8 protein-coding genes and 1 tRNA gene are annotated in these 13,029 nt (G+C 34.4%); 3 read left to right on the top strand and 6 right to left on the bottom strand.

What is annotated here, in order from left to right:
• Positions 1-235 precede the first annotated feature (235 nt).
• Positions 236-1,108 (bottom strand): hypothetical protein, encoded by an 873-nt coding sequence (locus FTU75_RS04940; protein ID WP_180115292.1) that lies wholly within the window; start codon positions 1,106-1,108, stop codon positions 236-238.
• A gap of 78 nt (positions 1,109-1,186) precedes the next feature.
• Entirely contained in the window at positions 1,187-1,909 is a 723-nt protein-coding gene (locus tag FTU75_RS04935) for a hypothetical protein (RefSeq protein ID WP_180115291.1), read from the bottom strand.
• 126 nt (positions 1,910-2,035) lie between these two features.
• Here FTU75_RS04935 and FTU75_RS04930 point away from each other — a divergent pair, with 126 nt between their 5' ends.
• The gene (locus FTU75_RS04930; RefSeq protein WP_180115290.1) at positions 2,036-2,374 is read left to right on the top strand and encodes a helix-turn-helix transcriptional regulator; all 339 of its coding nucleotides are present in this window, start codon (positions 2,036-2,038) and stop codon (positions 2,372-2,374) included.
• Between the two features lie 31 nt (positions 2,375-2,405).
• On the opposite strand, the gene FTU75_RS04925 is transcribed toward FTU75_RS04930, so the two are convergent.
• From FTU75_RS04925 to FTU75_RS04910, 4 genes are all read right to left on the bottom strand, one after another.
• On the bottom strand, positions 2,406-3,404 hold the full coding sequence (locus tag FTU75_RS04925; protein WP_180115289.1) for a hypothetical protein: 999 nt from the start codon (positions 3,402-3,404) through the stop codon (positions 2,406-2,408).
• Between the two features lie 1,738 nt (positions 3,405-5,142).
• Positions 5,143-7,986: an ATP-binding protein gene (locus tag FTU75_RS04920; protein ID WP_180115447.1), complete on the bottom strand. Its 2,844-nt coding sequence runs from the start codon at positions 7,984-7,986 to the stop codon at positions 5,143-5,145.
• Between the two features lie 181 nt (positions 7,987-8,167).
• Positions 8,168-9,397, bottom strand: coding sequence for a site-specific integrase (locus FTU75_RS04915; protein WP_180115288.1), 1,230 nt, complete (start codon positions 9,395-9,397; stop codon positions 8,168-8,170).
• Between the two features lie 194 nt (positions 9,398-9,591).
• A tRNA-Ile gene (locus FTU75_RS04910) sits at positions 9,592-9,668 on the bottom strand.
• A gap of 368 nt (positions 9,669-10,036) precedes the next feature.
• On the opposite strand from FTU75_RS04910, the gene FTU75_RS04905 reads away from it, so the two are divergent.
• Positions 10,037-12,241 (top strand): OsmC domain/YcaO domain-containing protein, encoded by a 2,205-nt coding sequence (locus tag FTU75_RS04905; RefSeq protein WP_180115287.1) that lies wholly within the window; start codon positions 10,037-10,039, stop codon positions 12,239-12,241.
• Positions 12,242-12,776: 535 nt separating this feature from the next.
• Positions 12,777-13,001 carry a hypothetical protein gene (locus FTU75_RS04900; RefSeq protein WP_111885746.1) on the top strand — a complete coding sequence of 75 codons (225 nt, stop codon included), beginning with the start codon at positions 12,777-12,779 and terminating at the stop codon, positions 12,999-13,001.
• Positions 13,002-13,029 lie beyond the last annotated feature (28 nt).

Genomic DNA, 13,029 nt, shown 5'->3' with positions numbered 1-13,029 from the left:
AAAGTTTAAATAACAAAATTATCACTTATGATGGGGTAATACTCCCAAAATTAAACATGCATAAAATTTAAATCATTAGTCAAAAGTAACTACAATCTTAGAAAAATAATTGCTAATTTTTTCAACACAAAGTGGAACTGAATGAGAGAAAATCATAAAAATATGAAATTCAAGATGATATGTCTAACTAAAAAGTTGACTTGTCGATTAGCAAGTCAACTTTTTAGAAAAAATGTTAATACATACAAGTGTACCAATTTTCTTTACTGTCCCAAATCACGCGACCAGATTCCAATGGCGTTTGTTTGTACATAACATTATTTCCAGAAGCAATGCTATTGTTACTACTTAACCAACCTTTGATATTAATTTTAATGTTGTTATTGCTAATTGTTTCTAAACTTGCAATAACTTTTGCACCATCTACAGTTCTAAATTGTGGCTGACCAAGCACGATTAGACCAGTATATTCAGAAACTGAAGTATCCTTACAGATAGTGCGACCGATATCATTGGATTTAGGCGCATTAGCAGAAATCATGCGTTGATAATTTTGTTGTTGATTTCTAATCTCTTGATTACGTTGTTGTATTTGAGCATCAAGGTCTCTTTTCTTTTTCATATCAATCATATGATAGTCACTTGATGTATATAGAAGATCAAGTGGATTTGCTATTTCAGTTTTTAAAGTCATAAACGTAAGTTGTGCATTACGATTGTACCTGTTTGAAATCGGTTCAATTGTTACACCCCACGGTTGGGAAGCTGTACAAGTAAAACCACCAATATATGGGAGTGCGATGTTTGTATAACCTTGAATTGGCTTGGTTAATCTTGAAAATTTTGATTGATATGTCTGTGAAAAACGCCCATTTTGAGATTCACAATATGTCTTTAAATAAGTATAAGGAATTTGGTGATCAAGTAATACGTCACTCGTTATGTACTCTTTCCCAGTGCCATCTTTTCCATTCAATTTTTTGGAAGTAATAACTTCATTTGGACCTTTAAATTTTGATACATCTGAAGTTTTTATATGATCGACAGTCACGCACCCAATGATACTAGTTACAAAAGAAAGCCCAAGAATAGATGTAATTGTCTTCATTATGTGTCTCTTTGAGGTTTTGCTTATTTTATCTGAATGCAATAAATTAATACTGGATAGAATCTTAGAGTAGGAAACTTATTTATATGTCCGAATTAAAGAGTCTTCTAAATAACGATTTGAAAAATTATTTTCAAACCAACGCAAAGCATCTTGAGCAAAATAAATATTGGTGTATGTACGGCTATCGACACCGATAGCTGAAATTGTTTGCCATGAACGCGTCATAATCGCTACAGGACTACCATTTTTATCAAACTCTACAAAGGCAGGGTCGACATCATAACGATTTTGAGCACCATTAAACTCGGTAATTGATTGTACTAATCCATTGTTCAAATCTTTATTAATATTCTTTTTATACATACGGACTTGATGTCCTTTTGCTAATGCTTGTTCAATAAACATTTTTGAGGCTAAATCTTTTTCTGAAATATAAATACCATTGTTAATTTTTCGATTTGCTTCGCTAAAGTTTGCTTCATGATTAATATATTTTTCTAAATGGATTGAACCCATTGTACGTTTTTCTAATTTAAATTTATCATTGATCAATGATGGGTTTAGAACAATTACATTATTATTAGAGTTATTTGAAAGGACTAAAAATTTGTTTCGTATTTCTTTATTTGACATTTCATCCCATACGCGTTGAGTACCTTTACTTACCCAGCCATCATAGGCGTTTACTCCTTTCGTTATAGCACCTACCGTACTGTCTGCTGCTGTTTGGATATGTTGACAGCCTGTTGCGTTAATTAAGACGAAAGAAATCGCTAAAAATAAAAAATTCTTATTCATTTTACCCTCTGAGTGTTGGATCAATATTATAAAGCATAGCTATGCTGATCATAATACTAAGTAATCCTTAGTAATTTATCAATTCAAAACTAAGAGAATCTTAGTTTTGAATTGATTATTAAACATATGGAAAGCAAAAAATCCAATGTATTTTCAATGCGTCTAAAGGTTGCTCGCAAAGCGAAGAAGCTTTCTCAAGAACGATTAGGAATACTTGCTGGCATTGATGAAGCTTCGGCTAGTGCTCGAATGAATCAATATGAAACAGGAAAGTATGCGCCCGATCTTCTGACGGCTATAAAAATAGCTGAAGTTTTAGAAGTACCCGTAGCTTACTTCTATATTGAAGATAATTTAATGGCAGAACTTGTTACAAAACTCTATTTTTTGACTGAATTACAGCAGAAAGAAGTATTAGATTTTATTAATCAAATAGCTCAAAATATAAAAAAAACAAATATATAAATTTTTAAGTATAAGTATATTTGATATTTTTTTATAAATCCTGCGCTTTAATGTATTCACTGATTAACTGCCAATCTTCAGATTTTGAAATTTCTCGTGGAAGCTCCGCTTCAAAGGACTCATAAAAATATCTACGCATACAATACTCAATATAAGAATCCGCATAGGTTTCATAACGCGCGATGATTGTTAAGTCCATCACAGGCATTTGTGCTTGATCCCATCGTTGTCTTTTCCGACTGAAAAAGAATAGTTTCCCGAAGGTATATAAACGTCCCGCCTGTTGTCGATTGCCTCTGAATACAGCATAAACTTTAAAATAATTCTGCCATGCAAGAAGATCATTGAGCGCTTTGGTCTGATCTTTCTGTGAAATCACTCGATTGAGAATTTGGGTTAATTCTCTTTTTAGTTTTTCTATTTCAGTTTTCTTAAATCGCCACGTCCATGAGAAATTCTTGTTACTTTTACGGTAAAACTTAGTCTGATGTTCAGCATACTTTTTATGGCTTAACCGTACTAATTCAGCCTCACATTTCCCAAAATCTAAGCATAGATAAGGTTTATTCAATATGAAATTAAATTGTTCATTGTCTTTATAGTAGTGACGGATAAAAGTTAATTCTTGCTCGACTGTAATTTTGTCCCAGATGACAGGTTCAAGTTCAGCAATTTTATCTTTTGATGTATATGCTGAACTAGTTGTTGAAGTCACTTTGCCTATGGTTTCTTTGCTGTGACGATGGCTATTAGGGGTTTTGATCAACAAGACAAATAACCATGCATCTTTATAAAGAATGTCTTGAACAATGAGATCAGCAACAGGTAATCCTTGTTTTAGTCGATATGTTCTTTGCCGACTGGTTAAATTTAATGAATATCGTTCGGTTAATTTATGAATAATCTTTTCAATATCAATTTTACCTAACTCAGTTTGCACTATAAATTTGCAGTAAAAATATGATCCTCTTGTGACCTTATCTTGAATTTTTTGTGCGGTGTATTTTGTGTGGGGGCTGTAATCAATCATTTTATGTCATCCAACTATGCACTTTTCATGTCAATCAACAATCCACTTCAATCCAAATTTCTTCATCCATTTTTGAATTGTTCATCAACAATAATTTTCTCTACATTTCCCATTTTGCTGAGTGCGTCAGCAATCAGCATTAATCAAATTGCGCTAGCACTGTCACCTCACGTTGTAAGGTGACAATAAAGTAGTTCCTAATGCGCATTACGAACCTTGATCAGCAAATCTTATACTTGTTTAAATATTATATCAATATTATTGATATAATAAATTAACTTTGATAATATGGCTGCATATCAATCGAATTGTGGATTGACCATCCATTCCAACTTTCTTTTTTTGAAGTGGTTTGAATGGCTGACCACCATTCAAAAACTTTGATACATATTGCCATGAGTACACGAATTAACCATTTTTGTACTGCCGATGTAGCGGACTGCTGGGGAAACCTCGCTCGGTACGTTGCAACGGGGGCTAGAGGATTGCAATATCCTCTTTCTATCCGTTCATTCACTTTTTAAGAGTTCCAAGCAAATAAAAAGTGGTTGGGCGACAAGGAAACGGGAGCCTATAAGCGATTTATCGTGAAATGGTCATTTGGTTAGTAATAGCCAAGTTAGGTGTGAAACTATGAAAATAGTGGATCATTGAAACCCTGTTCAAAGTGATACAGTCAGGAGCAGCATAGGATGTGCGATAGTCTCCGTTAATAGCTGAATGTGTATGCTTGATCGAACAAGTTTATTTACTTGGAAAAGTATGCTCATTTCCAATCACGATGGCTGCTGAGAGTGCCGTAAGGTACTAGGGCTTTGAGGCTAACGCTGGAAAAGCTGGCACCATTTTGCGCAAGCTGAATGGGTCGCTGGATAGCTTAAACGTGTAACGGCATTAATCGATAGATGCTGATTGGAGTGTAAGAGTTTTACCCTTTATAAAGTTATGTATACATCATATCCCGATATTTTTTAAGGAACTACGGTCGGGGGAAACAGGAAGCATGTATACAGGCGAGAGGATAAACGGTCTGCACATTAAGACGCTTTGAAATAACTTGGGAAGCACTGAATAAAAAGGCTTAAATTGGTTAAAAGTCTGTTGTATTTTTTCAGTGTGGGAGCGATGGTGAGTAGCGCATATAAAGCAAGTATCTACTTGCGGAAATTGTGATACAAATCTTAATAGTAAGATTTGTATTAAATGAGATAGCTAGCTTAAAGCGAATCCTAAAACATTTCGATTTTTTTCAGTCGGGATGCTCATTGCGAAAACTTGAGTCGGCACATGCGTGAGCATGTTGGACAATATGTAGAAAAGAAAGGTTAATGGAACACTGGTCGTGTTTCTCAGTCGGGGATTGGTCTCCTTGACTAGGCCGAGATTGGTACAGTGTAAGTATTCAGAAGTTTGGTCACTGATGAAAATATACTTATACGGGTTTGCCTGAGACTTAAATCAGGATAATGCTACACCAGCATGAAAAAATCGTGGCTTGTTCTTCCAGATTAGACAAGCATAAAACTATTGCCTAGCAGTAGAAATATGAAATGGAATATGGCCTAAGTCGGCATGAAAAAATTGAACCGCCAGAACAGGCGTAATCATCTGCTCAACAAAGAGCATTAACAAATGAAATTAGGCTCGATCCCTTAGGGACGAGCCTTACTTTAGATACTTATAAAAACTATATAATCAATTAAGAGTTTTACTTATTTTCTTAATCTAAATTAGTATCTTACTGAAGTATATTATGAATATGATTAATTAAATCTTGATTCAATCTTTTAATATCTTCAATCTTAATTTCATTATTCTTTCTATGATTGAATACCCAATTAATAAAATCATCAGATTCTTCATAAAATTCTTTATCTGTAATATCATATTTAAAGTTTAGAGGTAGAACTAAAAAGTCAGATTGGAAAGAAGAGTAATCATATATATCTACCCAACTAAATTTTTCTTTAATTGAAAGACCTCTAAAATCCCCCCAAGCGGGAATAATAAGTCTACAACCAATAGAGTGTAATCCTCCTTTACTTTTTTCAATAAGGTGATTTTTAAATAAATGCTTAGCTATTGGCTGAATATCATCTTTAGAAAAATTAATAATTTCTAAATCATGTGTTTTATAATTTTGGACATAATAAAGTCCATCTTTTGTTATTAAAAATTTAATAATATGAAATAAACCATTGCGTGAGGTATTTAAAATACGGTTTTGTATTTTTTCTTCTTCGGTAGCATCATTTCTAAAACTATCAATTATAGAAAGGCTTTTAATTTCTCCACTTTTAATATTGCTTATTAAATCCTTAAGAAGAATAGTAGATTTATCAAGTAAAATTGGAAATTTATCCAAATAATTTAAAAACTTACGATCAATTTCATCATATTTTTTCTCTGTCAGACTAACAATATAACTTAATGCAGCATAAGGTTTTTTTTCCTCATCCAAGTTATCAAAAAAAATTTCAATATAATTACATATAGCTTTACGTAAAACCTTGCTGGCTTCTTTCTTCGCAGTGGGTAATATTTTTTCACGGTTATATGTTAAGAACTTATCGGAATTTGTATGATAAAAATCAACGATAAAGCTAACACATTCATAATTTGTGTAAAAATCTATAAAGGACTGTCCTCTGAAATAGGTTTTATAATGATTTCGAGGAGAAAAATCGCCAAAATCTATAAGATGAAATAAAAGATTTGTTTCCTTATCAAAATAAGCTTTTCCTTCTTTGGAAGGTAATTTTAGATTGGATGAAATAGGAGAGTTTAATAAAAAGTTATTAATACTATTGTGTATCTTAATTGTTTCTACAAAAGATAAGTTTGAGTTTGGATCAATGAAGTCAAATTCTTTTAATTTATCGTCAATTAAAGATTTTTCATCAAATGAATAAGAAATATTTTGGGGTAATTTTTTGATATCGATATCAATTATAAATTCAGTACCAAAATCTATATTTTTATTTATTTTTTCAACAATTACACTTTTATTTTTATTGTTAAAGCTAATTTTTAGTTTTTGATTATCCAAAAATGAATGGGTAATCATAGTGAAACTATCTGCAAGCAAATAAGCACTTTGTAAACCAATACCAAATGCTCCTGAAGGTTTAAACCACTTAGGCATTTCTCTAATTCTTTTTTGCTTTTCCTTGTTTTTGAAAGAACTACCTATTTCTAACATATACTTTAAATCATTTGAACTTATGCCTGTTCCTTGATCCTTAATTTTTAACACCCATTTATTTGATTTTTTCTCTTTAGGTTCAAATGTTATAGTCATTTTATAATTATCGTAGATTTCTTTTAATCGAGCTGATGTTGGGATTAAGTCCTTAATCTCATCTTGGTTTTCAAGCCATATTCTATGCAATGTGGAATCAACGGCATTTTGTAAAATTTCACGAATACTGTCAAATTTCGAAGAATATAAGCCAGTTCCTCTTACTAATTTTAAAATAGCTTCTTGATTAACTTTAAAACTTGGTTTTCTTCCTTGACTTAGAATTAAATAGGGTTCATCTATATCAACGATAGGTGTCATTAAGGTTGGCAAACGACCTAATTCTTTGCACGGAACTATTTGGTCCCAATGTTGAGTCTGTTGATGGTATTCTTGCTGTAGCCAGTTAAACCAATCATAAGCAGCCTCGTATGATTCAGGGGTAGGACATAAACATTTAATTTCAATTCGTTCCGCATCAAGTCGAAAATGTTTAATAGAATGATGCTTATCATAATGAGCTTTACTTAAGTTAGGCAAATTATGACCACACATTGACATCATGATTGGACAAAACCGATTGTCATCTATGTCTAATAAATCACCCATTCTAAGTAAACAAGCAACATAAAGAGGATGGCAGTCTTCGGATGCCATGCCTGCTTCTGCTTTCGGTAGTGAATTTATTAAAGCATCAAAATTATCACCATGTGATTTACAGATATCTGCCAGTACATCAAATAAACGCTTTGGTAATAACTCATTACGTGATGAATTCAATCCTATTTCTTCAACTGGATTTCTTACTATTTTTGCTGAGTTTAGAGGGTGTTTTTGTCTATACCATTCGGCTAATAACTGAATATATTGGTGAATAAAATCATGGGCTTCTGCTTTTTGAGGTAAGACAGCCTTTTTTTTAATCCATTTTTTTGCAAATTTTTTTAAATTATCATCTGAGCTATCTTTTAATGAATGAACAAACTCTTCAAATTCAGGAGTATTCATGTCTTCAATTTGTTTTTGAGTAATAACCATTCCTATATCATGGTTATATGCTGCCTCTAAAATAAGCCATGTGTCAGTAGCACTTAAAAACTTTATTTTATCTCCAAGTAATCTTTCAATATTTACTATTATCTGACGAGAATGAGAAACATCATGACGACTGTAATGTGGAAAAATAGTACTTACATTTTGAAGGGCTTTACTAATGAGCTCTTGATCAAACCGCCATTGTGATTCTAATAATTTTAAATGAGGGTGGCGGTTACAAACCTTCTCAAAATGCCTTTCTAAGCTGTATAATTCTTGATCTAATAAAATTGAGTCGTTAAGCATTTCTATTACCCTATTTGTTTTCCCAACCATATTTTTCCCCCACAAATAATATTCATTGATGGGTTAATATTTTCTAATTGCAGATACGAAATCTACCCAACATCCTTTAACTCTAAAGGTCTAACTTCATTGTATCTAAGACATTGTTATTAATTGCACTAATCATACATTCGATAGTGAATTAAGCAACTTTCATTGTGACTTTTTTATCCGAATATAACTGTTCTAAATAATCAGCCCACCACTGCATAATTTCAATTCGTTCTTCTAAATGTGTAGCTTTGTCATAAACAGCTTTTACACCCTGTTTTTTATGCGCTAAACAAGCTTCAATAACCTGTTCTTTATCACTGAATTGATTATTTAAGGCAGTACTTGCAATATGTCTAAATCCATGTGGACTTTGACGGCCTCGATAGCCTAGATTTTTCAAAGCATTATTTAAAGTTGCTTCACTCATTGGCTTTATAAGGCTATCTCTGCTAGGAAATAAAAAATCCGATACTGTCCTAATTTCTTTTAATTTAAATAACAGTTCTATTGCCTGTTTTGGTAAAGGTACAACATGGGTAATACCACATTTCATTGTTTCGGCAGGCTTTATCCAGATTTTTTTCTCAAAGTCAAAATCTTGCCATTTTGCATAGCGCAATTCTTGTGGTCGAGGAAAAAGAATAACAAGTAACTCTAAAGCAATTGCCGTATGCGAATTTCTATAGCTTCGAATAGACTGCACCAACTCGGGCAGTTCCTGAAGACTGACATGCTTCATATTCCCTTTACTACCTTTATCAAGATACTTCAAAATTCCATCCAAAGGGTTCGACTCTATTTGTCCATGAAACTTTGCAAGATCATAGGCATTGCGACAATGTGAAACTAGTTTCTCTACACGATTGTAAATACTTTCACTTCTGAGCATATCCTGAAAAAATGTCAGCCATTGTTGAGGTGAAATTTTGGTGAAATCCAATTCACCAAAAACAGATAAGATACGTTTTTCAATTGATTGAGTTTCTTTCTTTATTGTTATTGCAGCCCAAGTTGTTTTCTTAGTATCAAGCCAGTCATACATCAAGCTTTTTAAATTAAGTTGTTGCTTCTCAATTCTTTGCAATTCAATTTCTTTTTTTGTTAATACTTTTTCATTTTGCTGTAACTTGAGAAAAATAGTTGAAGCTTCAAGTTTAGCTGCTACAAGCGATAACTGCGGATAACTTCCAATACTATGCCATTTCCACTTCCCAGCTTCATCCTTAAAGCGGACTTGCCAAGTTTTTTTCCCTTTTGGTGATACACGAAAATAAAGCCCAGCATCGCATGAAATACGATACTCCTTATCTTCAGATTCAAGATTATATAAATGCGAGTCTTTTATCTGTTTGATGCCATTTAGGGCAGTTCTTTTCATAGCTAAACACCTTGTATCCGAGTAATGCAGAAAGAGTATCGGATACAAGATTGGATACACAAGAGGGTCAAATAAAGCTGTGCATAGCCGAACATAGTTGTGCAAAAAGCAGAAATAAAAAACCCATGAATCATTATAATTCATGGGTTTATATATCAAATCATTGCAAAGTTGTGCATATGATTACAAAAAATTGGTGGGCCCACACAGACTTGAACTGTGGACCAACGGATTATGAGTCCGCTGCTCTAACCAACTGAGCTATAGGCCCTATATTCTGAATGTGTTATTTATCAACAAGTTCAGACGAAAAGCATACTAGCGAAGATTTTTTTAAAAGACAAGCCTTTTTCTTCACGGCTGCACACTAACACAACAAATTGGCTGTAGTTGCAGCAGTTGAGCTTGGATTCGATCAAAATGCACAAAATGCCGAATCCTATCGTGATGTAAATCACGACAAAAGTTATCAAACAGTCAAAATAACCTTATAATAATGCCCATTCTTGTCAGTACCGTGCCCAACAGCGCTTAGATTGGTACTGGCCTCACATTTTTAAGTCAATGTCCTAGAGTTATTCGGCTTATGTTTTCATTTTTATGTGTTGCACTGACACATAAGAATATTTAGGTGCCCACATGGAAATTAAGGTTAATTATCTCGATAACCTTCGACAAGAAGCCAAATTTGATGACTTCACGGTAATTGCCGACCAACCTATTCGCTATAAAGGCGATGGCTCTGCTCCCGGACCATTCGACTACTTTTTAGCGTCATCAGCATTATGTGCAGCGTATTTTGTAAAAGTGTATTGTGCGGCGCGAGACATTCCGACAGACAATATTCGCCTATCTCAAAACAATATTGTTGATCCTGAAAACCGCTATAAGCAAATTTTCAAAATTCAAGTTGAACTTCCTGCGGATATTTCAGAAAAAGACCGTCAAGGCATTTTGCGTTCAATTGACCGCTGCACGGTTAAAAAAGTGATTCAAACTGGTCCTGAGTTTGTCATTGAAGAAGTAGAAAGCATTGATGCAGATGCACAAGCTTTACTTATGCCAAATTTAGCGTCAGACAGTACCACGTTTATTCCGGGTAAAGATCTGCCTTTAGAAGAAACCATTGCCAATATGTCAGGTATTTTGGCTGGTTTAGGCATGAAGATTGAAATTGCATCATGGCGTAATATCGTGCCGAATGTTTGGTCTCTACATATTCGTGATGCACAATCGCCAATGTGTTTTACCAATGGTAAAGGCTCAACCAAAGAAAGCGCATTAGCTTCGGCTTTGGGTGAATTTATTGAACGTCTCAATTGCAACTTCTTCTATAACGACCAGTTCTGGGGTGAAGAGATTGCCAATGCTGACTTTGTGCATTACCCAGATGAAAAATGGTTCCAACCCGGCCCAGAAGGCGAGTTACCTGTCGAAATTTTGGATGACTACACACGTGAAATTTATAACCCAGAAAATGAGTTATTAGGTACACATCTATATGACACCAATTCAGGAAATATAGCACGCGGTATTTGCTCTCTTCCATTTGTCCGTCAGTCCGACGGTGAAACAGTGTATTTCCCATCAAACTTGATTGAAAATTTATACTTGTCAAACGGGATGAGTGCAGGGAATACCTTGGCTGAGGCTCAAGTGCAATGTTTATCGGAAATCTTTGAGCGTGCGGTCAAACGTGAGATTTTAGAAGGTGAATTGGCTCTACCAGATGTACCAGAAGAGGTTTTAGCCAAATATCCAAGTATTGTTGCGGGTATTCAAGGCTTAGAAGAACAAGGTTTTCCTGTATTGGTAAAAGATGCTTCACTTGGTGGTCAGTACCCTGTGATGTGCGTAACCTTAATGAACCCACGTACTGGTGGGGTTTTTGCATCTTTTGGTGCGCACCCTAAACTCGAAGTAGCTTTAGAGCGTAGCTTAACCGAGCTTCTACAAGGCCGAAGCTTTGAAGGTCTAAACGATCTACCAAAACCAACGTTTAGCTCGAATGCAGTCACTGAGCCAAATAACTTTGTAGAACACTTTATTGACTCAAGTGGTTTGGTATCTTGGAAATTCTTTAGCGCACAATCAGACTATGATTTTGTAGAGTGGGATTTCACATCTGAAGGTGAAAATGCCAATGCGGAAGAAGCCGCAGCGATGTTCGCGATTTTAAAAGATATGGGCAAAGAAGCGTATATGGCGGTCTACCAGCATCTTGGTGCTACGGCATGTCGTATTTTAGTTCCGGGTTATTCTGAAGTGTATTTGGTTGAAGACTTGGTTTGGGATAATACCAACAAAGCTTTGGACTTCCGTGAGGATATTTTAAATATTCATCGCCTAGATGAAGACGAGTTAGTGTCATTGGTTGAGCGCTTAGAAGAGCTTGAAGTGGATGACTACACGGATATTGTGACGCTCATCGGGATTGAGTTTGATGATAATACCGTATGGGGTCAATTAACGGTTCTTGAGCTCAAACTACTGATCTATATTGCGCTACAAGAGTTTGAAGAAGCAAAAGAGTTAGTCGAAACCTTCCTTCAGTACAACACTAATACAGTTGAACGTGGTTTGTTCTATCAATGCATGAATGTGGTTTTAGAAGTTGAATTGGACGATGACTTAGATCTCAATGACTATGAACATAATTTCCGTCGTATGTTTGGTGACGAACGTATGGATGCGGTGATTGGTTCAATGGATGGCAGTCTTCGCTTCTACGGTTTAACTGAAACCAATATGCAACTTGAAGGTTTAGATCGTCATTTACGTCTGATTGATAGCTATAAAAAATTGCATGCTGCACGTGCGAAGTTTGCCAGTCAGAACGTTTAAATCTGGGCTTGTGAATAACGTTACTCATGTGATCATTTATTTGAAAAAACTCTCCTAAGGGGGAGTTTTTTTGTGCGAAATTTGCTGAAAATTAATCTATATCTGTGATGTTGATATTAATAAAAATCCTTATAACTCAGGTGAATATAAGGGAGGCTTAAAAATAACCGATTATCCGAAATTGTGTCATTTTAAAGTAAAGATATTTGACTCATTGGAAAAATATGCTAATAAATTAGCTATGGCGTGTTTAGGCATGATCATAATATTTCAGGACGAAATATTTAGAAGCACATTAATAAATAAACGGGAGTTTTAACAACATGCTTCAATTATTCAGAAAACTATTTTGCATGCATATTTACGAATACGAGCAAATGGAAGAAATCGGTTCGCACAAGGAATGTCGTAAGTGCGGTGTGACAAAGTAATGCAGAGTCTAAGCCGAAAAAAAGTGAGCGAAAGCTCACTTTTTTAATGCCGGTCAATATTGAAATCATTAAAATAGAAATACATTCACAGTTTTTATGCAGATATGAGTAAAGATTTTCAAGCCGAGCGTTATACCGTCGATGCCAATATGGCAGATACCATTGCATGGTTATTACAACATCAGGATTGCTTTGAATCTTTTCATTATGATGTGATTCAGCAGCAATTGGTGGTTCAACATGCTAATGGTCAAGACATCATCCGTGAAGGGGATTATTTAAATGCAGGCTATGGAATTTTAATAACAGCACATAACTTCGCTAAGTAAACGATATATTTTCCCTACTCATGGTGAT

This window comes from Acinetobacter sp. YH12140 (assembly GCF_013418475.1).
Taxonomy (GTDB): domain Bacteria; phylum Pseudomonadota; class Gammaproteobacteria; order Pseudomonadales; family Moraxellaceae; genus Acinetobacter; species Acinetobacter amyesii.
Note: the sequence above shows the minus strand (reverse complement) of the source record. Positions and strands in the feature narration are given on the sequence as shown.